Here is a 26,553-nt window from a genome sequence, read left to right as displayed (position 1 = left end):
AGGAGCACTGTTTTGGCAGATTTTCTGTTGATCCATGGATCGTGTCATGGCGCATGGTGCTGGCGTGATGTCATTCCCGCCCTGACGGCACTGGGTCACACGGCGCGCGCAATTGACCTGCCCAGCCACGGCTCGGACCCAACACCGATTGCCGATGTCACGCTGGACAGTTGCCGAGATGCAGTTCTTTCGGCTTCGACTCCAAAAACGATCCTCGTTGGCCATTCCTGGGGCGGCTATCCCATCAGCGCCGCCGCCGAGGCGGCCCCGAACGCAATGCGGGCCCTGATCTATCTGTGCGCATATGTTCCGCAAGACGGCCTTTCGATGATTGAGATGCGCAAAAGGGCCCCGCGCCAACTGGTCGTTGATGCCGTCGAAAAATCCACCGATTGCCTGTCCTACACGTTCAGGCCAGACATGGTGCAAGATTTGTTTTATCACGATTGCGCACCTGAAACCGTACCCTATGCCCTTGCGCGCATGTGCCCTCAGCCCATCGCACCGCAGGAAACCCCGCTGTCCGTTGCAGATAATTTCGCGCGCGTCCCCAAGGCTTACATCACCGCGACGGACGACCATACGATCCCAAGGGAATACGAAGAACAAATGAGCCACGTCGCGCCCGAAGATTTGCGGACAACAATCAACAGCTCGCATTCTCCGTTCTTCTCTCATCCCCGCCTTCTGTCCGAAATTCTGGACGATCTGGAACAAAAATTACCGGCGGCATGACCTGACGTTACAGGTGCTTCACAGGTGAACGAAGCGTGATAGGGTCCGGGCGAATCTCGCGAGCGGTTTCTATGCGTCTACCTTTTCTCTTCGTACTCGGCACGGTGATGATCGACGCCATGGGCATCGGTCTGGTGTTGCCCATCATGCCAGAGCTGATCATCGAGGTTCAGGGCGGCACTTTGGCCGACGCAGCGATCTGGGGCGGTGTGCTCAGCACCGCCTTTGCCGCGATGCAATTTGTATTTGGGCCAATTCTGGGCAACCTATCCGACGCCTATGGCCGGCGCACTGTGCTGTTGGTGTCCTTGTTCGTCATGTCGCTGGACTATGTGGTGATGGCGATTGCCGGCAGCATCTGGTTGCTGTTGGTCGGGCGCATCGTGGGTGGCATCACCGCGGCCACCCATGCCACGGCGGCGGCGTTCATGGCGGATGTCTCGAAACCGCACGAAAAGGCGGCGAATTTTGGCCTGCTGGGTGCCGCCTTCGGGGTGGGGTTTGTGCTGGGCCCAGTTATCGGTGGGTTGCTGAGCGAATACGGAACCCGCGCGCCTTTTTGGGCGGCAGCCGCCTTGTCCGCGCTGACTTTTCTGGCGGGCCTTCTGGTCATGCCGGAAACGGTGACCGACAAAACCCGCCGGGCCTTCAGCCTGCGCCGCGCCAATCCGGTCAGTTCTTTGCGTGCCATCGCATCCTTACCCGGCATCCGCCCGATGCTGTGGGTCTATTTCCTCTATTCGGTGTCCATCTACGTTTACCCCGCAATCTGGGCCTATTTCACAACCGAGCGCTTTGGCTGGTCACCACAAATGATCGGTCTGTCACTGGGCGTGTACGGGATCGGCATGGCCGCTGTACAAGGTGGCCTGATCCGCCCCGCGACCCGGTACCTGGGTGAGAGGGTAACGATCATCTACGGTATGGCTTTCGAAGTTGTCAGCTTTCTGCTGTTGGCTTTCCTGACCAATGGCTTCATCGCTCTGATGCTGATCCCGATTACCGCAGTCGGTGCGGTGGTGACCCCTGCCCTGCAGGCCCTGACATCCCGCGCAACCCCGGATTCGCAACAAGGTGAGTTGCAGGGTGTGCTGACCTCGCTGCACGCGCTGTCGATGGTGATTTCGCCACTGGTGATGACTAGCGTGTTCGCTCATTTTGCCAATCCTGACGCGGCGATCTACCTGCCCGGCGCGCCATTCCTGCTGGCCCTGGTTTTGATGGTCGTCGGATTTGCCTTATTTTTGCGATCGCGCCCTGTCGTGGCGTAACAACGACGCCTGGATGACGGTTTCCGTCTTGCGACATGCAGTTTCCCGCGCCACCGTGATCAAAAGGGAGTGAAGGACCACATGCAAACCATCAAAGCCGCCGTCTGCCGGGCGTTTGACGAACCTCTGGTCATCGAAGACGTCTTGCTGGCACCGCCGGGCGCGGGCGAGGTCGAAGTGACACTTGAGGCCGTGGCGATCTGCCATTCCGATATCACCTTTGCTAGCGGGGCATGGGGTGGGCATTTGCCTGCCGTCTATGGCCACGAAGCCGCCGGAGTGATCACCGCGATTGGCAACGAGGCCGGGGGTTTCAAGGTTGGCGACCCAGTAGTTGTTACCCTAATCCGCGCCTGCGGGTCCTGCCCGTCTTGCGCAGGCGGCCAGCCAACCATCTGCGAAACGCCTTACGACACCGTCAAAGGACCGTTGCAGACAGTGGACGGTGGTCCCTTAGATCAGGCGATGGCTTGCGGTGCCTTTGCCGAAAAGGTTGTCGTCAGCCACCGGCAAATTGTGAAACTTCCTGCTGAGATGCCGAAAGACGTGGCCAGCCTCCTGTCCTGCGGCGTGATCACTGGGGTTGGTGCGGCGGTGAATGCCGCGAAGCTACGCCCTGGTCAGGACGTGGTGGTCATCGGCGCGGGTGGTGTCGGGTTAAACGCCATTCAGGGGGCCCGTATCGCTGGGGCACGTCGTATTGTGGCCGTCGACATGACCGAGGAAAAACTGGACATCGCCATGGAATTCGGCGCGACCCATGGGGTCTTGGCCAGTCAGGATCAACCATGGAAAGCCGCCTTCAAAGCTTTGGGTGGGCGCGGCGCGGATGCGGTTCTGATCACCGTCGGCGCAATTCCTGCCTATGATCAGGCCCCGCGTTATTTAGGGCGGGGCGGTCGGGCGATCATGATCGGCATGCCGCATTCGGGTGATATGTCCAGCTATGAACCCGTGGTTCTGGCAGCTTTGGGTCAGGGCATGGTGGGCTCGAAAATGGGCGATGTTGTCATTCAGCGCGATATCCCGTGGATGATCGACCTATACGAACAGGGACGGTTAAAACTGGACGAACTGATCTCGGGCCGGTGGTCCCTGGATCAGATCAACGAGGCAATCGAAGACACCAAAACCGGATCCGCCAAGCGCAACGTGATCCTGTTCGACAGAAGCTGACGCCATCCAAGGGGAGGACACCGGATGAAACTGCAGGACCTCGACATCATCGTTACCGCCCCACCTGCACCGGGCTGGGGTGGACGGTACTGGATTTTGGTCAAAGTGACGACAGATACCGGGATCACCGGCTGGGGGGAATGTTATGCCTCATCCGTCGGTCCCGACGCGATGCAGCACGTGATCCGGGACGTGTTCGAACGGCATATGCTGGGCGAAAACCCGGAAAATATCGAGTTGATGTTCCGCCGTGCCTATTCCAGCGGCTTTACTCAGCGTCCCGATCTGACTGTTATGGGCGCGTTTTCGGGGCTTGAAATTGCCTGTTGGGACATTCTGGGCAAAGATCGCGACCGCCCGGTCTATGCCCTGCTGGGTGGGGTGATGAACCAGCGCATCCGGGCCTACACTTACCTTTATCCCCTGCCGCAACATGATCTGTCCGATTTCTGGACTTCACCCGATCAGGCCGGTGAATGCGCGGCCGAGATGGTGCGGCGTGGCTTTACCGCTGTGAAATTCGACCCGGCAGGCCCTTACACGATCCGCGGTGGGCATATGCCTGCGATGTCCGATATCTCAATGTCGGTCGCGTTCTGCAAAGCGATCCGCGAGGCCGTGGGGGACAGGGCCGACCTGCTGTTCGGCACCCATGGTCAGTTCAACACCGCAGGCGCAATCCGGTTAGGTCAGGCGCTGGAGCCCTACTCTCCGCTGTGGTTTGAAGAACCCACCCCGCCCGACATGATCGAGGATATGGCCCGCGTCGCCCGCAACGTCCGCATCCCTGTCGCGACCGGAGAACGTATGACCACCAAGGCCGAATTCGGCGCGGTACTTCGTGCCGGGGCTGCCGAAATCCTGCAACCCGCCCTTGGCCGCGCTGGTGGCATATGGGAGATGAAGAAGGTCGCCGCCATGGCCGAGGTGTTCAATGCCCAAATGGCACCGCATCTATATGCCGGACCAATCGAGTGGGCCGCAAATATCCATCTGGCCGCGTCGATCCCAAATCTGTTGTTGCTGGAGACCATCGAAACGCCTTTCCACGATCAGCTGATCAAAGGCACTTTGCATGTCGATGATGGTTTCGTGACCGCCCCAACCACACCCGGCCTTGGGATCGAGGTGGACGAGGACCTGGCCCGTGCGCATCCCTACACCGGCGACGGGCTGCATTTGCAAATGCAGGAAGAACCTTGCGACTATGTCAACGGCAACGCCTTTCAAGGGGGTGCGCCAGCGACCGAGGGGTGACAACCAAACCGGTTTCAGGGCATATTGGTCCAACCCCATTGCGAACAAACAGGCTGCGTGTGACCCCCAAAGCCCAAGACACCCAAGGCGCACATTCTGAAAACCCCGCGGACATGAAAGAAAGCGCCGCGCGGGCTGCGGCGTTTCTGAAAACACTGGCCCATGAAGGCCGGCTTATGATCCTGTGCCATCTGGGCGACGGCGAAAAATCAGTGGGTGAGTTAGAGGAACTGCTGCAAATCCGGCAGGCAGCCGTCAGCCAGATGCTGGCCCGATTGCGGCAGGAACAGCTGGTGTCCACGCGCAGAGACGGCAAGACTATCTATTACTCGCTGCATGACGGCAATACCGCGCAGGTCATCGGGTTGCTTTACGAATTGTTCTGTAAGCCCAAGATCTAGTTCGAAACGTATCCAGCGATCACCTGCATCAGCTTGAATGCGGTAGCGGCATCGTTTTCGACCACCGCCAGGAATTCCTCTTCCCCGATCCGCAAGCAGGACAGTTCCGTCTCGGCAATCATGCTAAGGGCGCGGGGCTCCTTGCGGATCAGCCCCAGTTCCCCCACCAGTGCCCCCGGCCCCACTTTTGTGATCAGTTGATCCGGGCCTTCCATCTGCGGCAGGTACAGCCCGGCCTCGCCTTCAAGCACCACATAGGCCCCATCGGTGGGTTGGTCATCTTTCAGAAACACAACCTCGCCCGGCTTGGCATCGAACCAGCGCGCGCCAAAGGCCAACAGGCGCAACTGCCTGCGGTCAAGACCGGAAAACAGCGGCGTCTGTTCCAATGCGCGCAGCTTGCGCGCCAGATCGGCTGAGGCGGCGCTATCCTCTTCCACGGCATCATACCCTCCGTCCGAGACCACACGACCTTGCCGGATTTCGACAAACATGTCGAATACATCCGGATTTTCGAACTGGTCGTTCAGATAGATGACTGTCGTGTCGGGCAGCAACTGACGCAGGTTTTTGTAAACAGCAACTTGTGTCGCCATGTCATAGCTGGCGAGCGCGTTTTCCAGGATCAGGATGTCCGGCTTTTTGATCGTCGCGCGGGTAAAGGCCAGTGGTTCGGCAAAAACGGCGGGCAAGTTCTGACCACCGATTGCGACCGGGACGTCATAAATCAGTTCGACCACCAGCGGGCGCGCGCCGTTTTCGTCCAGCACATCGACAATCAGCTTACGTGCCTCGTCCGAACGACCGCCCCCGATCTGACTGACTTTGCCGAACAGGGCGTTTTCCATAACGGTCAGACCCGGCGCAAATGCCGTTTTGTCTAGCGAGACGAAAACGTCATGCAACCGCCCCAGCAATTTCTCGGAATGGCTGTGACGCAATTCGAGGATTCGGTTCTTTAACTCATCGGTAAAGGCAGGCCCAATCTGTTCCGCCGAAATCACGAATGGCACCGCCAGCAGATTGGCCAGTTGTTCGTCATCCAGACCGGATACGCCCTCATTCCTGGTCCGCTCGACCAGTTCCAGCGCGGCCTCATAGGTTTGGGCCTCAAGTCCCAGCTTGCGGAACAGCGGGTGGTCAGTGCCGTCCAGACCAAAGATCTGACGCAGCATCTCGATCACATCGCGGGTCAGACCAACCAGAGTTTCGTCCAACCCCAACTCGCGCAGTTGTCCCAAAAAGACGGTTTGACGCGCCAGCAATTCTTGCGTGACCGGCACACGCGGTGTGGCGAACAGCAGGTTTTCCACCACCGGCAAGGCCGGGTTGTAAGTATCGCGATCAAACACCAAAGCTTGTTGCTCCAGCCCAGCCTTTTGCACTGCCTGCTGGACCAAGGGGCGCAGCTCGACCAGTTTGCTGGCCAATTCCGGGTGTTCAACCGGATCAAACACTTGCTCTGATCCACGCTGGAACAAAGCCGCCCCCGACCCCATGCCGTCAATCAGGTGCAACCACCAATCGCGCAGCGCGTCGGGGCTGTCCAACCCAGCCTGAGACGGGTCAAGCCACTCGGCATCATACGGATCGGCGCTGTTGCCTGCGCGTTGGGTCTCAGCAAAATCAGGGTCGTCGGACTGCGTTGTCAGCGGCCTCTGACGCATCGGCATCATCACATTGTCGCCCAACGTCCCCTGAAACATAACTGGGCGTGACGAGGCGTAGCCGATGCGCGCGGCCACCACACTTTGATGCAGGTTCGACAGGTTTTCGCCACCAATCTCGACCCGACCCGCGCTGGGCAGAATTTCCCGCGTCAGCAACTCAGCAACGGCGCGCCGGTCCTCTTCGCTGGGGGCCGCAATCCCAACAGTTTGTCCGCCCTTAAAGGTAAGGTTCAGATCATCCAAAACCTGATTGCCATCCATATCCCGAACCGAGACCCGATCCAGCGCGATATCCCCATTCAGATGTGGTCGCGTTTCGGGCTCGCCTTCGAACAGCTTTTCATCGGGCATTCCTGGCGGGGCAAAACGTTCGATCACCACGTCCCAGCGCAGCGACATGTCCTGCGTCTGGTTGTAGTAGGTCAGCAGCTCTTTCCAGGGCGAGCTCAGGTCCTTATACGCCGCCAACGCCGCCACCAGCGCCCCCAATGAGACCGAGCCCTGCAACACCAGAAGGCCGCCAATCAAATAGAACATGAACGGCGTCAGTTGCGAGATGAAGTTGTTGATGAACTTCATAAAGAACTTTTTCTGGTAGATCTCGAAGCGAATGCCATACAGCCGCCCCAATTGATCCGAGATCATCGCCCGGCGATAACGCCAGCCGCCATTGGCACGCAAGGTCGAAGCCCCGGCCGCATTCTCTCCAATCTGCGCGGCCAGCACGCGAACTTCCTGAATGCGTTTCTTGTTCAGTAAGTTGATCTGACGCTGCAGCTTGGGAATCAGCCACGCCTGCAGCGGTATCAAGGCCACAGCGGCCAGCCCGAACCAGACGCTTTGCAGGAACAGGAACGACAGGATCGTGATCATCTGTCCCGCCTGCAGAACCGGTTGGCTGATCGCATCGCCCATAAGCCCACCCATAGGCTCGCTTTCGGCGGTGATCATCGACACCATTTCACCCTGGCTGACCCGCTCGAAATACGGTTGAGGGAACCGCAGGGCGCGGTTGATCAGCTGATAGCGGAACCGGCGCAGCATCCGTTCGCTCAGCACGCCCTTCATGGTATTGATGCGCATCTTCATCAGGCCATGCGCCAGCACCGCCAGTAAGAACGCGCCGCACAGAATAATCAGGAATGTGGTTTGCGGTACCTGATACCCCAGAACATCCACAATCGGGCTGGCTGCACCAATGGCATCGTTGATAATGCGCTTGGGCAATTCCAGTGTCAGATACAGCAGCGGGAACAGCGTAGACGTCACGGCCAGCAGAATTAGCTGATCGCGTTTAGAGTACTTCCAAATAAACCGGAAAATCGAACGTTCTATGGATCCTGCCCCTGTTTTGAATCACCGATCCGATCTTGAAGAAATTGCGGCGCATCCAACACGCTGAATTTACAGCATTCGTGACCACTGACGCAAATAGTTTCCAGTTTGCACATAAATTCGCCATGTGTGATCTAGTTTATTTGCGCCGCACCAGTTTAGCCCCTAGAGTTCGCTTTAGGACGATATCGGGAGAAACAATTTGACCGCCAGCTTGGGCGCAGTGTTGTTGATGCTCTGCTTGTTGCAGATCAAACATATGTTCGCGGATTTCTACCTTCAGACACCCAAAATGCTATCGGGGCGTGGTGAGTATCTTCACTGGGGTCGCGCGCAACATGCCGGCGTACATGTTATCGGATCCGTTATTGTCTTTGTGCTGTTCGGTGCGCCTTGGGCTTTTATTCTTATAATTGCCGCCCTGGAATGGTTCGTACATTTCAACATCGATTTTGCCAAAGCCAGGTATTCTGACAAGAAAAAACTGATGCCAACACAGGCTGCTTTTTGGCGCGCTGCGGGTCTGGACCAGTTGATGCACAACCTGACCTATATCGCGATGGTCTGGGCCTGGGCGAAATTCGCCACCTGATCTGTTGGCCGTTTCAGGCGAAATCTATCAGGGCTGACGCGCGATAGGCTGCCAGCCATTGCTGGTCCAACGCATCAAGCTTGCTAGTGTCGAACCTGTCCGCAACTTCCCAATACCGCCCCGAGGGCACGTGATACCCCAGCTCATTTTCCGACTGGACAATGGTCTGGATCGCGTCGGTTTCGGGTAAGTCGTCTCTTGTAAGATCACCGATCTCGACGGACGGAAACAGCAGGCGGCTCTCCCCTTTTGACAGCCTGACGACCTGGCATCCCTGCACTGCACCAAACAGCGCCAGGCGCGCCGATTTAGCCTCGAGCGACCGCAAAGTGATATCCGTACGCAAAGGATCAGCCTGACCGGTTCCGTAGAAATGCGTCTTCCCGGTATCCGGGTAGATCATGTCACAGCCGAAAAAGGCCAGCACCGCAGGCCTTAGCGCCGCCAAGGCCCAATAGCCCGCGGTAAACGCCATCGTTCCGCCAGCGTAGACAAACCCACCAAACCCATTTTGCGCCGGTACATAGTCCTGCGCCGTGATGATCCGCTGATGCGGGGCAAGTCCAGTTGGATGGTTTGTTATCGGGAAATCTTCGGGGTGGATCAGAATGTCCCAATCTGGCCGGATGCGCCAGGCGTTATTGATCGCGACAATATGGGTAAAGGGATCGCGCGCCCAGCCTTGCGCGGCCAAGGCGCCGGGCGCGCTGCCCAGTATCAGAACTCGGTTCAATGGTTCAGTCATCCAGGACCCCACAAACGGTTCCTGGAAAGACTAGAGCTGTTTTGCAGGCAGGCTAGCCCAGAACCGAAAAACTGCTTTCTTCGTTGATCGGACGTTTACGCGAGTAGAACCCAACATCGATCATCCGCTTGATATAGGGCAGCTCGAACTGCAGTGGCTGCGCATCGTGATCCGCCCCACCCTCGCAATAGTCGATCAGGGCCGTCATCATCTTTCCTGCGATCGGCGCGTTCTTGTACTGGTTTCCACTGGTGCCGCAGGCCATGTAGAACCCCGGCAGGCTGGACTTGTCATAGATCGGAATCCAATCGGTCGACGCATCATACAGATCAACCACCCCACGGGTTTTGGACGGGATGCCAAGGCTGGGCACCCGCTGGGCATAGCGCATCGCCTGTGTGGTCCACTGGTCGGTGAAGTCGTGATTGTAGTGCACGTCATCCTCGCACCACTGATGCGGATCGCATTCGGGATCTTCTGAACCCACGAGTATATGATTGCCATGTTCAGGGCGGCAGTAACACGCGATATCGCTGTCCGACACAATAGTACCGTCATTTTCGAAATCGAATCCCTCGGGCGCGGGGACGTGAACCACTTCCTGTCGCAGAGGGCGGGTTTCGATGGTCATGTCATCCAATACGCCAGCCATCTTGTTGATAATCGCTGATCCCGGTCCAGCGACATTTACCACGACCTTGGCGCGGATTTCCTCGCCCGAGGCCAGTTTGACCCCGGCCACGCGACCACCTTCCGTCAGAATTTCGACCACCTCGGCCCCGGTGCGCACTTCTGACCCATGCTGTTTGGCGGCATCCATCAGGTTTTGCGCCGACAAGGCCGGGTCGGTAACGTATCCGGCCTGCGGCCAGAACACGCCGCCCTGCATCTTGCGCCCGTTCGGCTGGCCAAATTCCGGGTCCTCCATGCGTTTGGGCGGGGTGAAGCTGTCCAATGAATAAACCGGCAGACGCTCCGTGATTTTTTCAGGCGACCAATCTTCGAACGGGCAATCCAGATCCGCACTGTTTTTCATGTGCTTTTCCAGCATCCCGTTGGCTTCGGTCTTCATCACCAGACATCCGGTTTCACGAAACTGCGCCAGATTGGCATCTGCTGGCAGGCCCAGATATTCGGCCCAGTCGCGCCAATAGTGATAGCCTTCCCACGCAAAGGCCGTGCCATCAAAGGTCGAATAATGCATCCGGATGATCGCGCAGGACCCGGCGGTCGAGCCCTGACCGACCTGAGCATTGCGGTCCAACGACAGAGTTTTCCACCCGGCCTTGGCCATCTCGAACGCGATGGCCGCGCCGATGACACCCGTGCCAATGATAATTGCGTCTGGTTGACTCATTCTGTTGCTCCCTCCCAATAGCGCTTTGAATAGGCGCTGAATTCTTCGACTTCTTCGGGCCTGGGTTCGACTCCGGTGAAGACGTAAAGGTAATGCGACACCAACGACAGCCGCGTTTCCATCGGCTCGTTCAACTGCGCCAGATCGTACCCGATTTGCATGTAGTACAACACGCGCGCGCGGGTTTCGGCCTCAATCTCGGGATACCCATACCGCGCAAACATGGCGTGCAACGCCTCAAGCCGCCGCGCGTCCGATTGATCCAGGGCTCGTCGCACCTTGCCCGACTTACGCGCCCAGTCACGTACGGCGAAATCCAACGCAGTGTCGAAAAGACCCGTGTTCACTACGCAGCGATGCACATTGCACACGGCGGCGGTGATGGTTTCGGCGGGTGCTTCGGCCTGCGCAACCAGCGCCGCTGTATTGGTTGCCTGCCAGCGGGCCAGCAGTGCGTCCAGCAATTCCTGCCGGGACTTGAAATACCAATAGAAAGATGATCGCGACACGGCCATCCGCTCGGCCAGGTTCAGAACCTTGATCTGGTCCACCCCGTCCGAGATCAGCACATCCATCGCCACGTTCAGCCAATCGTCGCGCGTGACCTTGATGTTGCCGACCAGCGGTTCGGCCTTGGGATCGTCCCTATGCAGGATCGGTTTTGTGTTCATTCAACTCTCCGGCGGTGCGCCGCCCTCAGCCGTACGGCGTGCGATGAAGTCCTGCAAGTCACCCAACCTGTCGCTGTCCCCGGCAGGGGCTTTGAAATCGTTCAGGATGGTCTTCCAAACGTCCGTTGCACGGTGATTGGCGTCGATTGATCCGCGCTCGGTCCAGGTGCCGAAATTGGCATAGTCATGCACATGGGGCTCGTAGAATTCGATATTGTAGCGCTCCATCGTCTGGCTGGAGGCAAAGAAATGCCCGCTGGGTTCAACCTCACGCAGGGCGGTGTCATAACCGATCTCGGCCGTGCCCGCTTGTGCGCCAGCACACAGCTCGGCCACCATGTTCAGCACTTCGGCATCACAGATCATCTTTTCGAAAGAGACCGTCAATCCACCCTCAAGCCACCCGGCCGAATGGATGATCACCGTGGCCCCGGCCATCAGACACCCCCAAAGGCCAAACTGATTTTCATTCGCGGCCTGAACGTCGTTTACATTCGAAGCCGACCCGGCGGCGGACCGCCACGGAAGGCCCAGGTGCCGCGCCAACTGCCCCGCCGCCAGAGACGCCTGGAAATGCGAAGGCGTCCCAAACGCTGGAGCCCCCGATTTCATGTCCACGTTGCTGGTGAAGGTCCCATAACACACCGGCGCGCCGGGATTGGTTAGTTGGGTCAGGGTAACCGCTGCCAAAGCCTCGGCATGAGACAGCGTAATCGCCCCGGCCACAGTAATGGGTGCCATCGCCCCCATTAGCGTGAACGGCGTGACAATCGACATCTGACCGTGGCGGGCAAAGTCGATTAGACCTTGCGCCATGGGGATATCCAACGTCCGCGGACTGTTGGTATTGATGATCGTATAGCTGTGCGGGGTGGCGCGGAATTCATCGTCCGGCAGGCCACGCGCAGTGGTCAGCATCTCAAAACAATCCATCACCTGCGGCGTTCCGCGAGAGTAGAAGAACGGGAACTTGTCAGTCAGCTCCATCTGCGCCTGCGTGGTGAAATAGTGGCGCAGGTGGGTCGGCACGTCCTGTGGTTCGACCTGCGGCGAAATCATCTGGAACACATCAAAGTGGTGCGTAAGTTTCAAAAAATCCAGATAGTCCTGCCCCGTCGCGGGGCGACGACCCTTTTCCAGATCGGTGGCATTCGGAGCCCCTGCTCCTGGTTGAAACACAAGACTGCCCAGTTCCAGCGTGAAATCACGACGGCGCGCGCCAGCACGGCAATTGATGGACTTGGGGGCTGACGCTATAGCGGCCTCAACGATCTCTCGACCGATGAAGACCATTTCACTGTCTTCCTCTACCCGTGCGCCTGCCTTGTCGAATATTCGGCGGGCCTCGGGCAGCAGAACCTTAATCCCCAGCTCCTGAAGCGTCCGCAGGGCGGTTGCGTGCATATCGGCGATCTGATCCGCCGGGAACACCTCCATCACCGGGAACGGGTTGCGCAGCTGGCGGTAATTCACATCGCGACTTGGCACAGGCACGGCGTCTGCACCGCGTCCACGACGCCGCCTGCCGCGCTCGGATGTTTGCGAGATCACCATCAGCCCCTCATCGCCTTACCGTTCGGATCGTATGGGGACGTTGCGATCACACACGCGGGGCGTTCAACACCAACCACATGAACCGTCAACTCGGTACCCGGTTCTGCCTTGTCACGTTCGACCAGAGCCATAGCCAGAGATTTTCCGGTATAGTGCCCATAGCCGCCCGAAGTTACGAAACCCACTCGGTCTTCGCCCGACCAGATCGGCTCGTACCCGCTGGCGTCAGCGTCCAGCGCGTCTATTTCCAGCGTTACTTGCACTTGCGCCGGGCCGTTTCCGTCACGCTCGGCCAATGCGGCGTCTTTGCCGACGAAATCCTTATCCCAGTCGATCCAGCGATCCATTCCTGTCATCCCCGGCGTGTAGGCCTGGGTGAACTCCGCCGACCAGATACCAAAGCTTTTTTCCAGCCGCGTCGACAGCATCGCGTTGAAGCCGCATTCGCGAATACCTTCATCCGCCCCGGCCTCAAGCAGCACCCGGCGCAGCGCAATATGATCGCCATAACGGCAGTTGATCTCATAGCCTTTTTCGCCTGTCACCGACATACGCGCGACGCGGGCGCGAACAAGGCCGATATCGAACTCACCGCAGCCCATGAACCCAAGACCCGAGATATCCTGTTCCGCCAGTTTCTCGACCACTGCCTGCGATTTCGGCCCTACCACAGCGAAACCGCAATACTCTTCACCCAGATCACGGATATTGACGCCGTCGATCATGTGATCGTCGAACCAGCGCATGTGCCAGGCGCGCAGATAATAGCTGCCCATGATCCACCAGGTGTCGTCGCCCCAGTTAAGAACGGTCAGATCCCCTTTGAGCCGCCCGTCCTCGCCCAGCATCGGGGCCAATTTGGCACGGCCCGGCGCGGGGAGTTTCGATGCCATGACCTTATCGAGCCAAACCTCAGCATTGGGGCCGCTGACCTCAAACCGCGAAAAGCCCGAGATATCCAACAGGCCGACGCCTTCGCGGATCACCTTGCATTCCTCGGCCACGATGTCGTGAGCGTTTGATCGTTTGAGCGTCGGTGTTTCCTCAAACCCTTTCGGCGCGAAATACAGCGGCACTTCCAGATCCCAGCTAACACCCCATTTGCAGCCGGCCTCTGTCATTGCGTCATGGGCGGGCGCCATCTTCAGCGGACGGCCCGCGGGCAGTTGCTCATTCGGGTAGGTCATTACGAAACGGCGGGAATAGAACTGCCCGGTGGTTTCGCGGATATAGCGTTTGTTCTGCGCGAAATCACCATACCGCGCCACGTCCATCGGCCATGCATCCGCCTCAGGCTCGCCATGGATCATCCACTCGGCCAATGTTTTGCCAACGCCGCCGCCCTGCAAGAACCCGGCCATCACCGCGCAAGCCGACCAATAACCGCGCTTGCCCGGAACGGGTCCGACCAGCGGGTTACCATCTGGCGAGAAAGTAAACGCCCCGTTTACCCACGTCTTGATCCCCACGTTCTGAATCGACGGGTATCGCTCAAAGCCCAGCGTCAGTTCGTTTTCAATCCGATCCAGCTGTTCTTGGAACAGCTCTTCGCCATAATTCCACGGTGCGCCGTCCATGGCCCAGTGTTCGTGATCAATCTCGTAGATACCAACAAGGACGCCCTTCTGGTCCTGCCGCATATAGGTGAACCCTTCGAGGTCGACGGTCATAGGCATCTCGAAATCCGCCTGCGCCACTTCGGGCACCGTGTCGGTAATCAGATAGTGGTGTTTCAGCGGCGAGACCGGCAGTTCGATGCCAGCCATGCGGCCCACCTGTTTGGCCCAAAGCCCAGCCGCATTGACCACATGTTCGCAAGTGATCGTGCCCTTGTCGGTCACCACCTGCCAACCATCCGCGGTTTGGATCAGCTCCTTAACCTTGGTTTCCTCGTAATACTCGGCACCACGTTTTCTGGCCGCCGTTGCATAAGCCTGCACCGTGCCGGTCGTGTCGATATAGCCCTCGCGGTCCGCCCACATAGCACCCAGCACGCCGTCGGTGGACATGATCGGGCAACGGCGCTGCGCCTCTTCCGGAGACAGCAACTCGCAATCCTCAATGCCGATAGACTGAAAAATACGGTAGTTCGCCTGTAGCCACTCCCACCGTTCGGGCGTTCCAGCCAACGTCAGGCCACCGGTCATGTGCATTCCGATATTCTGACCCGATTCCTTTTCAATCTCACTAAGCAGATCGATGGTATACGCCTGCAGCGAGGCCATATTTGGGTCAGCGTTCAACGCATGAACCCCTCCGGCAGCGTGCCAGGAAGATCCCGATGCCAACCGCCGCCGTTCCAGCATCACCACATCCGACCAGCCGAACTTGGCCAGGTGATACAGAACCGAGGCGCCCACAACGCCGCCCCCGATAACCACAACACGGTACTGAGATTTCATCCTGCCCTCCCAACATGGCTTGGGCAGAACGCTAGACCCACTGTTCACTTCTGTCTAGACATTTCTGTACAGTTCTACCCGCACCAGATTGTTGGACGGATTTCTCTGGTTTAAAGCTGCGCGCTGGGCCGTGTGCTGACCTTTTCGAACCAAGTCAGCGTTGCCGAATTTTCCTGCGGTATTCGCGTCTTGATCACTCGGGCAAAGTCAACAAAGACAAATGTTGAGATGTCAGCCAGCGTAAACTCAGACCCGGCGATATAGGGACTTTCCGCCAATCGCCATTCCAACAGATCGAAAAAATATCCAACCCGCGCGGCACCTCGTTGCGCCAGTTCAGGAATCTGAGCGTGATTCACCGGACCGGGAATCGCCCTGTCGGCAAAGGCGGGATGCGTGTTGCGTAAAGTTTCGCCAATGGGCGCCCCGCCTTGCTGTTCAACGATACTGTTCCACATCAAAACAAGACCTTTTTCATCCGAGGTGCGCCCCATCAAAGGCGGCTCGGGAAATCGGGCGTCGAGATAGGCCGCGATGCCAAGGTTCTCGGTCAGTGCCGTGCCCTCATCCGTGATCAGCACAGGAAGGGTCGCGTTCGGGTTGATCGCTTTGAACGCATCGCTCAGCTGTTCGCCTTTGCCGATCGAGACCTCGCGGGTTTCGACCTCCAACCCTTTTTCCGCGATGAACATACGAGCCCGGCGTGGGTTCGGGGCGGTTTTGCAATCGTAGAACAGCATGGGATGCTCCTGTGTTTCAGCGGCGATAGACGAAGCACCGGCCCTGAACCGCACCGGGCGGCAAAGGCAATTCAGTCAGTTCGTCGAAATACATCCGATCACTGGAGACCATCAAACCACCTTCTGCGAGCAGAGGTTGGATCAACGGTGAAACAAATCTGGCAAAGGCGTCGTTCTTTTCTCGGTTATGCCCGCCAAGATCCGCGTGGATCAGGCTTGCAGTGGCACCGAAACGCGTCAGCGCGGCGGGCAGCGTTTCGCGCACATCGCCCAGAATCACCCGATCCTCGGGGGGCGTTGAATCTGGGTGGGACGCCACCGCTCGTTCAAACACGTACACGGGGCGGTCTTTCACATATTGCGCCATGTGATGATAGGTCCGCCCATTGCCCAAACCCAATTCAAAGACCGGCCCCGCCATGCCACGCGATTCGGCAATGGCAAAATCCAGACAGGCGCGTTGCGACACCATGCGGTCAATGAACAGATCGAGTCGGCTTTGATCGTCGGGCACGGGGAAATCTCTCCTTGATATCAGTCGATTTGCCAGATGGGGTCGACATGGCCCGTGATCGCAAATCCTCAAGACTTTGTGTAGACAAATTGGTGTCAGTTTCACGTTTCCGCGACATTTCACCCCAAGAACGGGTTTGACTACCCCGCCCCAACCGCGCGAGACTGCGTCAAAAAACACGGGGAGTTGATCAAGCCGATGCCGACCTACGGCCCAACGGGTGGAATACCCGCATGACAGCTTTGTTGTCTGTCCGCGATTTGAGCATCGGTTTTGGTGCGGGCAACCCCGTTGTCGAAGGCGTCAATTTTGACGTCGAGGCGGGGCAGACACTTGCGCTGGTCGGCGAATCCGGTTCTGGCAAGACTATCTCGTGTAGGGCGGCGTTGCGGATTTTGCCACGCACCGCGCAAATTCGCAGCGGGACAATCATTCTGAATGATTCCAAAGGCACAGAGGATCTGACCAAGATTAGCGAAAAGCAGATGCGCGGTATTCGCGGCAACCGCGTTTCGATGATCTTTCAAGAACCGATGCGATCCCTGTCGCCGCTGCACAAGATCGGCAATCAGGTCAGCGAGGTTCTCTGGCTGCACCGTGGCGCGTCCGAGGCGCAGGCCCGCAAAGAAGTTTTGACTCAGTTCGAGCGCGTTGGCTTTCCCGATCCCCAACGTGCCTATGATTCTTACCCGTTTGAATTGTCCGGTGGCATGCGCCAACGCGCCATGATTGCGATGGCGATGGTGTCCAAGCCGGAATTGTTGATCGCGGACGAGCCGACAACCGCGCTTGACGTGACGACACAGGCGCAGGTTCTGGGCCTGATCAAGGAATTGCAGCGCGAAACCGGCATGGCACTGATCCTTGTCACCCATGATCTGGGCGTGGTCGCCAATATGGCAGAACAGGTCGCCGTCATGCACAAGGGCCGTGTGATGGAATCCGGGGCCGCCGCCCCGATCCTGACCTCACCCGCGCATCCTTACACGCAGCAATTGTTCAACGCCGCACCCGAGATTCCGGACGAAGACTCGGTTGGGATACCGATGCCCGACGAGGATTTGATCCTACAGATCAAGAACGTCTCAAAAACTTACACCTTGCGATCCAGCAAGGGTTGGAAGGGTGAACAACTGATCCATGCCTGCCGTGGCGTTGACATGAAGCTCGCACGCGGCAAGACACTGGCCGTGGTCGGCGAAAGCGGCTCGGGCAAGACCACGGCTGCGCGTATCGCGTTGGGCGCCGAACTTCCCGATCCCGGCGGCGAGGTTCTGTTCCGCACCTCGCCAACCGAAGACCCGATTACCGTTCACCATATGACCCGTGCCCAGCGCACCGCCTTTCAGCGCAAGGCGCAGATGGTGTTTCAAGACCCCTACAGTTCACTCAGCCCGCGCATGCGCATTCAGGATGCGATGACCGAGCCGTTGGAGATTCACAAGATCGGCACCGCATCTGAACAGCGTGACAAAGCCGCCGAGATGCTGCTGCGGGTTGGGCTGAACGCCGACATGCTGAAACGCTATCCTCATGCCTTTTCTGGTGGTCAGCGACAGCGCCTGTCCATTGCCCGCGCCATGATGCTGGACCCGCAGCTGATCGTGTGCGACGAGCCTACATCGGCTTTGGATGTCTCGGTTCAGGAACAAATCCTGACACTGCTGGAAGATTTGCAGGACAGTCTGAATCTGTCCTACTTCTTTATCTCTCACGACCTTGCCGTTGTGGCGCGCATTGCCGACGAGGTTGCAGTGATGCGCCGCGGGCTGGTCGTTGAACAGGCCCCGCCCGAGACCCTTTTCTACAATCCCCGCCACCCGTACACCAAGGCGCTGATTGCCGCCCAGCCAGAACCTGACATCAACCGCCCAATCGACCTGAAATTGGTTGCTTTGGGCGCAGGTTCGCCGGACAGTTGGGATGACGCCTTCCGATTTACTGACTCCGTGATACCTTCGCTGGTAGAGATGGAACCCGGCCATAAGGTACGATGCCATGTTTAAGACCACTCGCCCCCTGCTTCTGGCTGCCACGCTGACGGCTGCGTGGATGCTGCCCGCCTCGGCGGAAACACCCACCCCAAAGGAAAGCGGATTTTGGGAAAGTGAGGTGAGCGCGGGCAATCTGCCACCTGTTCAGGATCGCCTTCCCGATGAACCGCTGGTTGTCGATCTGGCGGCAAAGGGGCGTGATTTTGGAACACCCGGCGGCACTTTGCGCACCATGGTCACCCGGTCCAAGGACATCCGCCAGATGGTTGTCTATGGCTATGCCCGGCTGGTGGGTTTCAACGAGAATTACGAACTTGTACCCGACCTGCTCGAGTCCTACGAAAGCGAAGACAACCGCAAGTTTACCCTGAACCTGCGCGAGGGGCATAAATGGTCAGACGGATCGCCGTTTACATCCGAGGATTTCAGGTACTGGTGGGAAGATGTCGCAAATAACGAGCTGCTCAGCCCGTCCGGCCCACCCGATTTTCTGATCGTCGAAGGCAAAACGCCAACGGTGAGTTACCCCGACGAAACCACGATTGTTTTCGAATGGGAGGACCCGAACCCGGATTTCCTGCAATCACTGGCACAGGCGCGTCCGCCCTTCATTTACCGACCGGCCGCATTTCTGAAGCCGTATCACGAGAAATATGCAGATCCCGAAGAAATGGCCGCGCTGGTCGAAGACAACCGGGTCAAAAGCTGGGCGGCGCTGCACAACAAGCTGGATAACCTTTATAAATTCGACAACCACGAATTACCCACGCTGCAGCCATGGCTGAATGCCAGTTCAGGCAAGAAAATCCGGCATAACTTTGTACGCAACCCCTATTACCACCGCATCGACAGCAACGGTGTGCAATTGCCCTATATCGACGTGGTCGAGATGGAGATTGTCGCCCCCGGTCTGGTCGCAGCAAAAACCAACGCTGGTGAAACCGACCTGCAGGGGCGTGGGCTGGCGTTCCGCGATGCGTCGATCCTGAAAAAGGGCGAAGAAGTCGGGAACTACAAGACACGGCTGTGGAAAACCGGTGTCGCGTCGCAGATCGCAATCTATCCGAATCTGAACTTTGCTGATGACGGTTGGCGCGACGTTCTGCGCGATGTCCGCGTGCGACGTGCCCTGTCACTTGCCATCGACCGCAAGACGATCAATCAGGCGCTGTATTTCAAACTGGCCCAGCCCGGCGCGATGTCGGTTCTGCCCGCGTCGCCGTTCTATGATGAGGAAAACGCTCAGGCATGGGCGCAATATGACATCGAAATGGCCAATGCCCTACTGGATGAGGCCGGACTGACCGAGCGGGACAAGAACGGTATCCGCATGCTGCCCGATGGCCGCCCGATGGAACTGATCATCGAAACTGCCGGTGAACGGCAGGAGGTCGAGAACGCGCTGCAGATCGTCACCGACACCTGGCGCGAGATTGGCATCGCTCTGGTCATGCGACCGCTGGATAGGGACATCTTGCGCAACCGTGTTTTTGCTGGAAACACAATGGCTTCGGTCTGGTTTGGCTGGGATGACGGTATTCCGCAGGCCCACACCTCGCCCGCTTATCTGGCTCCCACCGATCAGGTCTTTCTGGCCTGGCCCAAATGGGGTCAATTTTATCAAACCGGTGGCGACGCAGGCGAAGCCCCCGACATGCCCGAGGCAGAACGCCTGATGCAGCTGGCCCATGATTGGGAGGTCGCTACCAACGACGACGATCGCAAGGCAATCTGGACCGAGATGTTGAACATTCATGCCGAACAGCTATTTGCCATCGGCATTCTGAACGGCGCACCGCAGCCTGTGGTGGTGTCGAACCGCCTGCGCAACGTGCCCGAACAGGCCATGTGGGCATGGGAGCCCGGCGCCCATTTCGGCATTCACCGGCCGGACGAATTCTTCTTCGCCGACTGATCAGGAGCAGCTAAATGGTCATGCTGCGCTATGCGGTGTATCGCTTTTTCACGATGCTGCTGACTCTGTTGGTGGTGTCGGTGCTGATCTTTGTGATCATCAACCTTCCGCCTGGAGATTACCTGAGCAATCAGATCGCCGAATTGCAGGCTTCCGGCCAGTCTGCCGGCGTGGCCAAGGCGGAATTTCTGCGTGCGGAATATGCGCTGGACCGGCCCGTCTGGGAACAATATCTGATCTGGATGGGATTCTGGCCCGGCCCGCACGGGTTCGAGGGGCTTCTGCAGGGCAACTATGGTTGGTCCTTCGAATTCGACCGCCCCGTGGCCGAGATTGTAGGCGATACCCTGTGGTTGACCGTAGTGGTCAATCTGGCCGCCATCCTGTTCGTCTACGCCGTCGCGCTGCCGCTTGGTGTCCTTGCTGCTGCCAAGTCCCGGACGTGGATCGATTATACGTCGGCTTTTGTGGGGTATCTGGGTCTGGCCACGCCGAACTTTCTGCTTGCGCTGATCCTGTTCTATTACGGCCACCGTTACTTCAACCTACCCATCGGCGGCTTGATGGACCCATCCTTTGAAGGCCAGCCGATGAGCTGGGACAAGTTGAAGTCCATTCTTGTCCACCTGATCGTCCCGACCTTTGTGATCGGCACCTCCGGGGCTTCGGCCATGATGCAACGCTTGCGTGCCAACATGCTGGACGAGTTGGGGAAACCCTATGTGGAAACCGCAATCGCCAAAGGGATGGCCCCGTCGCGGATGCTGGCGAAATACCCGCTGCGCGTGGCGTTCAACCCTTTCGTGGCGGATATCGGCAACCTGCTACCCTCGATGGTGTCCGGCTCGGTTTTGGTCTCGGTTGTTCTTGGCCTGCAAACCATCGGCCCGACCCTTCTGACGGCACTGAAAACGCAGGATCAGTTCCTGTCCGCCTTTATTCTGATGTTCGTGGCCCTGCTGACCCTCATCGGCACCATGATATCTGACATTCTGCTGGTCATGCTTGACCCGCGCATCCGGTACGAGGGGCGTGAAGCATGACCCAACATTCCGATGGTCGCTATGTCGACGACGCCCCCTATGACCCGGACGCCGCCCTGCAACAGCTTGAGCGTGCCGATCTGGACGCGCCAAACTGGGTGCTGGTTTGGCGCAAGTTCAAAACTCACAAGCTGGGCTTGATCTCGGGCATTTTCCTGCTGCTGTGTTATCTGATGCTGCCTTTCGCAGGGTTCATCGCGCCTTATGGTCCGAATGAACGCAACGGAGAGCATCTTTATGCGCCGCCGCAAAGCGTCAACTGGTTCTATGAGGGCAAATTCATCGGCCCCCATGTCTTTCCCATCGTTGCCGAGGCTGATCTGGAAACCTTCCAATGGAAATTCGTACCCGACCTCGAAGATCCGCGCCCGATCAAGTTTTTCTGTGAAGGGTCGGAATACAAACTGGCTGGCCTGATCAAATCCGACACTCACCTGTTCTGCGCGCCCGAAGGGGCGACGCTGTTCCTGTGGGGGTCGGACCGTCTGGGCCGGGATGTGTTCAGTCGCATTCTCTACGGCGCGCAGCTGTCGCTGACCGTAGGTTTAATCGGCATCTCGGTGTCTTTCACCCTTGGAATTATCTTCGGTTCGATGGCCGGCTATTTCGGCGGCAAGATCGACTGGGTGATCAACCGGGTCATTGAAATCCTGCGCTCTTTGCCTGAACTACCCTTGTGGCTGGCCCTGTCCGCCGCGGTGCCTTCGAATTGGAGCCCGGTGGCGGTGTTTTTCATCATCTCGATCATCCTCGGCATCCTCGATTGGCCCGGTCTGGCCCGATCCGTGCGCGCCAAATTCCTGTCGCTGCGCGAAGAGGAATACGTGCGCGCCGCCGAGATGATGGGCGCAAGCTCGGGCCGCGTGATCCGCAAACACCTGCTGCCCAACTTCATGTCCCACCTGATCGCATCGGCCACCTTGTCGATCCCGGCGATGATCCTTGGAGAAACGGCGCTCAGCTTCCTTGGCCTTGGGCTGCGCGCTCCTGCGGTCAGCTGGGGGGTGATGCTGAATGACGCGCAGAACCTAGCCTCGATCGAGATTTATCCGTGGACGGCAATTCCAATGCTGCCAATCATTGTCGTTGTACTGGCGTTCAACTTCCTGGGCGACGGATTGCGCGACAGTCTGGACCCGTACCAGCAATGAGCCTGATTTCCGCCCTCCCCGCCGCAGACAGCTACAAGTCGACCGGGAAGGGCGCATGGTCCAGCGCGTTTGCTGTATCCGAACTGGCAACCGCCAGTTTCGCTGCCGTTGGTCAAGAGTTGGCGCGCCTGATCACAGCAATGAACCTTGCCCCCACAACGCCTAAGATATCGGTCAATCATCGTTTAGCTTCGCTGTGGTACGGGTCTTCGTTCAAACCAGACGGGTGGGAGATGCCCAGCCTCTGGGACCCAATCGCCGGGGATTATCAGGCGTCGGATGGCTGGATCAGGCTGCACACCAATCTGCCCTCCCACCGGGCAGCGGCGCTGAAGGTGCTGGAGGCGCAAGCCAACCGGGACGCAGTTGCACAGGCTGTGAAAGACTGGTCCATCGCCGATTTGGAAACCTCGGTTGTGGCCGAGGGCGGCGCGGCCGCCGCGATGCGCGGTCGGACCGAATGGCTGGAACACCCGCAAGGGCGGGCGGTGTCGCGCGATCCGCTGATCGGATGGCACAGCCCGCGGCATATCACGCTGCGCGACCGTCCCGAAGCAACGGCCCGACGTCCACTGGCGGGCTTGCGCGTTCTGGACCTGACGCGTGTTCTGGCTGGACCGGTTTCAACCCGCACGCTGGCGGGGTTCGGAGCCGAAGTACTACGTATCGACCCACCCGGATGGGATGAGCCAGGTGTCATACCTGGTATCTCCCTGGGAAAGCACTGCGCCTATCTAGACCTGAAATCGCCAGCCGGTCTGAAGAAGCTGGAAAACCTGCTGGCGCAAGCAGATGTCTTCATTCATGGCTACCGCCCGGGCGCGCTGGACGCGCTTGGACTGACCAAGATAAAACGCGATGAACTGGCCTCCAACCGAATTGAGGTCACTCTGAACGCTTATGGCTGGCAAGGGCCGTGGTCCAACAGACGTGGTTTTGACAGCCTCGTACAGATGAGCGCAGGCATCGCAGACGCGGGTCGCGCTTGGGCCAAGGCCGAAAAACCCACCCCTCTGCCGGTTCAGGCGCTGGATCACGCGACAGGCTATCTGATGGCTGCGACGGTCTTGTCAGCACTGGCCGAGGCCGCGTCTGCAAACTCCATCATGCTGGCGCAGCTGTCCCTGGCCCGCACAGCGGAACTACTGGCTGCGTTGGCGAAATCCGAGCAGGACGAAGAGATCACAACCCCCACAACATCCGATTACGCTCAAGAGATTGAAGCATCCGGCTGGGGCCCCGGGCATCGCCTGAAACCGGCTTTGTCCGTTGGCCAGGCCCATATGTCATGGCCTCTGCCAGCCGCGAAGCTGGGCACATCCCAACCCATCTGGCCTTCGCGGACCACCTGAACCAACCGCCGCGCGGTACGCGCGGCCCGGCCCAACACTTTGGGGGGCGTCTCGTCAGAGACGCATCCCAAGGGGGCGGGGGCCTTCCCTAGCGATCATCCCCGCCGGGGCCGATATCGTCCAGATAATCCTCATCAATCGCCGCCTGCACCGCGCCGGTCACGGCTTCACGCTGCTTCGGCGTCAGATCCTCGGGTTCTTTGCCTTCGGCCAGCCGCACGGTGACTTCGCGATGAGCAAACTTGATCCCTTCGCGTGCGAATAGCTCGCGGATATCTTGATAGACTCTCTTGCGCACCAGCCACTGATCACCGGGCTTGGTCATGAACTTGACCCGGATGATCATCGCGGAATCCTGCATCTCAATCACGCCCTGCGATTTCAGCGGCTGGATAAAGTTGTCGCCGATCACGGGGTCGCTCAGCAATTGCTGCCCCAGCTTCTTGATCAGCTTGCGCACCTTTTCAACATCGGTGTCATAGGTCACACGCAACGGCAATTTCATGATTACCCAATCGCGGGAATAGTTGGTCAGCACCTTGATCTCACCAAAGGGAATCGTGTTCAGCGCGCCCAGATGGTGACGCAACTGGAATGAACGAACCGAGATTTTTTCAACCGTCCCCTTCACATCCCCGATGTCGATGTATTCTCCTTTACGAAAGGCATCATCCATCAGGAAGAACGCCCCCGAAAAGATATCGCGCACCAGCGTTTGCGAGCCGAACCCAACAGCCAGACCCACCACACCAGCTCCGGCAAACAGCGGGCTGACATTAATCCCCAACTCCATCAACACAATCAAAACGATGGTGACGACAACAACGGCCAGGATCGCACCACGGAACAAGGGCAGCAACGTCGCTAGGCGGCTTTGCCCGCCTTCGCCGCCTTCATCGCCCAACTCGGCCTCTTCGCCGCCATCATCGGTTTCTTCAGCAATTTTCGAGTCGATCCAGATGCGGAAGAAGTGGAAGAGAATATAGCCAATGAACAGGATGACCATCACATCCAGCGCACGCTCGACCGGCAAGTCCTCGCTCCAGCTGGCTTCGGGGTTCCAGATCACCACCAACGCATAAAGCCCGACCACAAAGGCCAAAATCCCTGCCACGCGACGGGCCAAATCCTCATATGTCAGGATCGAATGTTGGCGCAGTTCCGCCTCGGGTGTCTCGACGGCTTCATCATCCTCTTCCATGGCCGCCGCATTCATGTCTTCCATTTGGCGGTTACGGTCAAAGTAACGCTCCAGCAGGTAATTCATTGCGCCGTAGGCCACGACCACAGACATGAAAATCAAATAGCTGCTGGCCACGATCGGCAGAGAATTCTCATTCTCAAGCACCAGATCCACCGCCAGCTTGAACCAGCTGAATACGATATAGACAACCAGCACAGGCGCCCACGCGAATGAGATGAACCGCAAAATCCACGACACTTGGTCCGGTGCGCGCCCGCCGCGAATGGCATTCGAAATGGCGCGCGCATTGAACATTATCATCAACAAATTGCCCAGCGCGCCCAACATGGTCAGGCCACCATAGACCAAGGCATAGACATTGTAGTTCAACCCAAAATCCGCCACCCAAGTGGCGAACAACACAACCGAGATGTCGTAGGTCGCCAGCGCCGACGCCCAGAAATACAGCCGCTTTGCGTCTCGATCCGAGAAGGGCGGCAAACGGTATTGGCTCAGATAAGGGGACAGAACCATCCGCCACAGGTCGGATATCGTGCGCGACAGGAAAAACGCCGTAAAGATCGCAGTGACCGTAAACTGAATCGAGATATCTTCGGCTTCACCAAAGAACAGGTACCCCACGATCAGCGCCATCAGCATCGCAAAGATCGTGCCCCCGATCCCCATGAAAAACCGGAACACCAAAAACGGCATTTTCTCCCGATAGCCTTGCGGGTTTTCCTTGGACCGTGCCACAACCAGCTTTTTGGCCATGCGCTTGCCGTAAATCTCGGTGGACAGCCAGCGCCCCAGCAGCAGAAACAGAATGTTCCACGCCAGAACCTCGACATAGGTCTGAATGCGGCCATCCGGGCTGGTCTGCCGCAGGACGTACTGAACTTCGAAAATAGAATAGGGCAAAGCCTCTAGGCGCGATTCCATGGACTCGCGAAACTTTGAGAACCTTTCCTGCGCTTTCATCAGTTGCGATCCGTCGCCCATCGGCCCATGCGCGTCCTCGGCCGAGGCATCAGCACCTGGCTGACCGCCCGAAGACACAACCTGCCCCGCGCTGTCGATGACAATTACGCTGGCGCCGGCCTCGGTTGCCGCCTTGATCGCGGCAGCCAGATCACCATCGGCCCCAGTTTCGGCCTCAGACTCTGAGGTATATCCGGGGATCAAAGGGACTTGCGCCGATGCCTCTGTGACGAAGGCCGCAGCAAACGCCCACAGGATCAGAGCCATTCCAGCAATTAGTCTGAGTTTCATCGATTTTTCTGTCCAAGTCGTATGTTGCATCGCAGGTTACAGAAGCGCCTGAGCGTATTCAAATATTCAGCGTTTCACGGCTCAAGTTCGTGTCATTTCGTGTTTCGGCTGCAATGCAGGCGACAAGAGTATTTGCAACCTTGGAAAAACTGAATATGACCGACCCAGTAGTATGAGTGGAATGGCAAGATCAACGCAGGGTGTAACGGGGAAAAACGCCCCA

At 58.2% G+C, this 26,553-nt stretch carries 20 protein-coding genes; 11 read left to right on the top strand and 9 right to left on the bottom strand.

The window, feature by feature from the left end:
• Positions 1–12: 12 nt before the first annotated feature.
• The 5 genes from GOX21_RS18075 to GOX21_RS18055 all read left to right on the top strand — a co-directional run bounded on the left by GOX21_RS18075 (position 13) and on the right by GOX21_RS18055 (position 4,840).
• A complete protein-coding gene (locus tag GOX21_RS18075) occupies positions 13–735 on the top strand; it encodes an alpha/beta fold hydrolase (RefSeq protein WP_170351786.1) in 723 nt (240 codons plus the stop codon).
• A gap of 71 nt (positions 736–806) precedes the next feature.
• Positions 807–2,006 carry a TCR/Tet family MFS transporter gene (locus GOX21_RS18070; RefSeq protein WP_170378938.1) on the top strand — a complete coding sequence of 400 codons (1,200 nt, stop codon included), beginning with the start codon at positions 807–809 and terminating at the stop codon, positions 2,004–2,006.
• 81 nt (positions 2,007–2,087) lie between these two features.
• Positions 2,088–3,182, top strand: coding sequence for a Zn-dependent alcohol dehydrogenase (locus GOX21_RS18065; protein ID WP_170378936.1), 1,095 nt, complete (start codon positions 2,088–2,090; stop codon positions 3,180–3,182).
• A gap of 24 nt (positions 3,183–3,206) precedes the next feature.
• Positions 3,207–4,439, top strand: a complete 1,233-nt coding sequence (locus GOX21_RS18060) for a mandelate racemase/muconate lactonizing enzyme family protein (protein ID WP_170378934.1) — start codon at positions 3,207–3,209, stop codon at positions 4,437–4,439.
• Between the two features lie 113 nt (positions 4,440–4,552).
• Positions 4,553–4,840: an ArsR/SmtB family transcription factor gene (locus GOX21_RS18055; protein ID WP_170379072.1), complete on the top strand. Its 288-nt coding sequence runs from the start codon at positions 4,553–4,555 to the stop codon at positions 4,838–4,840.
• Here GOX21_RS18055 and GOX21_RS18050 read toward each other — a convergent pair.
• Positions 4,837–7,833 (bottom strand): ABC transporter transmembrane domain-containing protein, encoded by a 2,997-nt coding sequence (locus GOX21_RS18050; protein WP_170351830.1) that lies wholly within the window; start codon positions 7,831–7,833, stop codon positions 4,837–4,839. The two genes, GOX21_RS18055 and GOX21_RS18050, sit on opposite strands and share 4 nt — an antisense overlap.
• A 244-nt stretch (positions 7,834–8,077) precedes the next feature.
• Between GOX21_RS18050 and GOX21_RS18045 the strand changes: the two genes are divergently transcribed.
• Positions 8,078–8,437, top strand: a complete 360-nt coding sequence (locus tag GOX21_RS18045) for a DUF3307 domain-containing protein (RefSeq protein WP_438826472.1) — start codon at positions 8,078–8,080, stop codon at positions 8,435–8,437.
• Positions 8,438–8,450: 13 nt separating this feature from the next.
• Here GOX21_RS18045 and GOX21_RS18040 read toward each other — a convergent pair whose 3' ends face one another.
• From GOX21_RS18040 to GOX21_RS18010, 7 genes are all read right to left on the bottom strand, one after another.
• Complete coding sequence (locus GOX21_RS18040) at positions 8,451–9,182, bottom strand: hypothetical protein (protein WP_170378930.1); 732 nt, start codon at positions 9,180–9,182, stop codon at positions 8,451–8,453.
• Positions 9,183–9,234: 52 nt separating this feature from the next.
• A complete protein-coding gene (locus GOX21_RS18035; RefSeq protein WP_170378928.1) occupies positions 9,235–10,539 on the bottom strand; it encodes an NAD(P)/FAD-dependent oxidoreductase in 1,305 nt (434 codons plus the stop codon).
• Positions 10,536–11,210: a TetR/AcrR family transcriptional regulator gene (locus tag GOX21_RS18030; protein WP_170378925.1), complete on the bottom strand. Its 675-nt coding sequence runs from the start codon at positions 11,208–11,210 to the stop codon at positions 10,536–10,538. The genes GOX21_RS18035 and GOX21_RS18030 overlap by 4 nt, the downstream gene beginning before the upstream one ends.
• Positions 11,211–12,764 (bottom strand): trimethylamine methyltransferase family protein, encoded by a 1,554-nt coding sequence (locus GOX21_RS18025; protein WP_170378923.1) that lies wholly within the window; start codon positions 12,762–12,764, stop codon positions 11,211–11,213.
• A complete protein-coding gene (locus GOX21_RS18020) occupies positions 12,764–15,166 on the bottom strand; it encodes a GcvT family protein (protein ID WP_170378920.1) in 2,403 nt (800 codons plus the stop codon). Before GOX21_RS18020 ends, GOX21_RS18025 begins: the two co-directional genes overlap by 1 nt.
• A gap of 110 nt (positions 15,167–15,276) precedes the next feature.
• On the bottom strand, positions 15,277–15,906 hold the full coding sequence (locus GOX21_RS18015) for a glutathione S-transferase family protein (RefSeq protein ID WP_170378918.1): 630 nt from the start codon (positions 15,904–15,906) through the stop codon (positions 15,277–15,279).
• A gap of 16 nt (positions 15,907–15,922) precedes the next feature.
• Positions 15,923–16,378 (bottom strand): class I SAM-dependent methyltransferase, encoded by a 456-nt coding sequence (locus GOX21_RS18010; protein WP_254428615.1) that lies wholly within the window; start codon positions 16,376–16,378, stop codon positions 15,923–15,925.
• 275 nt (positions 16,379–16,653) lie between these two features.
• On the opposite strand from GOX21_RS18010, the gene GOX21_RS18005 reads away from it, so the two are divergent.
• Genes GOX21_RS18005 through GOX21_RS17985 form a run of 5 tightly spaced genes read left to right on the top strand, consistent with a single transcriptional unit; the run spans position 16,654 to position 23,875 of the window.
• Entirely contained in the window at positions 16,654–18,426 is a 1,773-nt protein-coding gene (locus GOX21_RS18005; protein WP_170378916.1) for an ABC transporter ATP-binding protein, read from the top strand.
• Positions 18,419–20,329 (top strand): ABC transporter substrate-binding protein, encoded by a 1,911-nt coding sequence (locus tag GOX21_RS18000; protein ID WP_170378914.1) that lies wholly within the window; start codon positions 18,419–18,421, stop codon positions 20,327–20,329. Before GOX21_RS18005 ends, GOX21_RS18000 begins: the two co-directional genes overlap by 8 nt.
• A 14-nt stretch (positions 20,330–20,343) precedes the next feature.
• Entirely contained in the window at positions 20,344–21,372 is a 1,029-nt protein-coding gene (locus tag GOX21_RS17995) for an ABC transporter permease (RefSeq protein ID WP_170351800.1), read from the top strand.
• Complete coding sequence (locus GOX21_RS17990) at positions 21,369–22,523, top strand: ABC transporter permease (RefSeq protein ID WP_170351801.1); 1,155 nt, start codon at positions 21,369–21,371, stop codon at positions 22,521–22,523. Before GOX21_RS17995 ends, GOX21_RS17990 begins: the two co-directional genes overlap by 4 nt.
• On the top strand, positions 22,520–23,875 hold the full coding sequence (locus GOX21_RS17985) for a CoA transferase (RefSeq protein WP_170378912.1): 1,356 nt from the start codon (positions 22,520–22,522) through the stop codon (positions 23,873–23,875). The genes GOX21_RS17990 and GOX21_RS17985 overlap by 4 nt, the downstream gene beginning before the upstream one ends.
• 88 nt (positions 23,876–23,963) lie before the next feature.
• On the opposite strand, the gene GOX21_RS17980 is transcribed toward GOX21_RS17985, so the two are convergent.
• Complete coding sequence (locus GOX21_RS17980; RefSeq protein ID WP_170378910.1) at positions 23,964–26,330, bottom strand: mechanosensitive ion channel family protein; 2,367 nt, start codon at positions 26,328–26,330, stop codon at positions 23,964–23,966.
• Positions 26,331–26,553: the final 223 nt, after the last annotated feature.

Source organism: Ruegeria atlantica (genome assembly GCF_013032005.1).
GTDB lineage: Bacteria > Pseudomonadota > Alphaproteobacteria > Rhodobacterales > Rhodobacteraceae > Ruegeria > Ruegeria atlantica_A.
Note: the sequence above shows the minus strand (reverse complement) of the source record. Positions and strands in the feature narration are given on the sequence as shown.

Coding starts and splice junctions, on each gene's coding strand:
- GOX21_RS18010 (WP_254428615.1), bottom strand. CDS start 16,378: ATGGTGTCGCAACGCGCCTGTCTGGATTTTGCCATTGCCGAATCGCGT.
- GOX21_RS17980 (WP_170378910.1), bottom strand. CDS start 26,330: ATGAAACTCAGACTAATTGCTGGAATGGCTCTGATCCTGTGGGCGTTT.
- GOX21_RS18035 (WP_170378928.1), bottom strand. CDS start 10,539: ATGAGTCAACCAGACGCAATTATCATTGGCACGGGTGTCATCGGCGCG.
- GOX21_RS18040 (WP_170378930.1), bottom strand. CDS start 9,182: ATGACTGAACCATTGAACCGAGTTCTGATACTGGGCAGCGCGCCCGGC.
- GOX21_RS17985 (WP_170378912.1), top strand. CDS start 22,520: ATGAGCCTGATTTCCGCCCTCCCCGCCGCAGACAGCTACAAGTCGACC.
- GOX21_RS18055 (WP_170379072.1), top strand. CDS start 4,553: ATGAAAGAAAGCGCCGCGCGGGCTGCGGCGTTTCTGAAAACACTGGCC.
- GOX21_RS18000 (WP_170378914.1), top strand. CDS start 18,419: ATGTTTAAGACCACTCGCCCCCTGCTTCTGGCTGCCACGCTGACGGCT.
- GOX21_RS18060 (WP_170378934.1), top strand. CDS start 3,207: ATGAAACTGCAGGACCTCGACATCATCGTTACCGCCCCACCTGCACCG.
- GOX21_RS18025 (WP_170378923.1), bottom strand. CDS start 12,764: ATGGTGATCTCGCAAACATCCGAGCGCGGCAGGCGGCGTCGTGGACGC.
- GOX21_RS18065 (WP_170378936.1), top strand. CDS start 2,088: ATGCAAACCATCAAAGCCGCCGTCTGCCGGGCGTTTGACGAACCTCTG.
- GOX21_RS18005 (WP_170378916.1), top strand. CDS start 16,654: ATGACAGCTTTGTTGTCTGTCCGCGATTTGAGCATCGGTTTTGGTGCG.
- GOX21_RS17995 (WP_170351800.1), top strand. CDS start 20,344: ATGGTCATGCTGCGCTATGCGGTGTATCGCTTTTTCACGATGCTGCTG.
- GOX21_RS18030 (WP_170378925.1), bottom strand. CDS start 11,210: ATGAACACAAAACCGATCCTGCATAGGGACGATCCCAAGGCCGAACCG.
- GOX21_RS18070 (WP_170378938.1), top strand. CDS start 807: ATGCGTCTACCTTTTCTCTTCGTACTCGGCACGGTGATGATCGACGCC.
- GOX21_RS18045 (WP_438826472.1), top strand. CDS start 8,078: ATGCTCTGCTTGTTGCAGATCAAACATATGTTCGCGGATTTCTACCTT.
- GOX21_RS17990 (WP_170351801.1), top strand. CDS start 21,369: ATGACCCAACATTCCGATGGTCGCTATGTCGACGACGCCCCCTATGAC.
- GOX21_RS18015 (WP_170378918.1), bottom strand. CDS start 15,906: ATGCTGTTCTACGATTGCAAAACCGCCCCGAACCCACGCCGGGCTCGT.
- GOX21_RS18020 (WP_170378920.1), bottom strand. CDS start 15,166: ATGAAATCTCAGTACCGTGTTGTGGTTATCGGGGGCGGCGTTGTGGGC.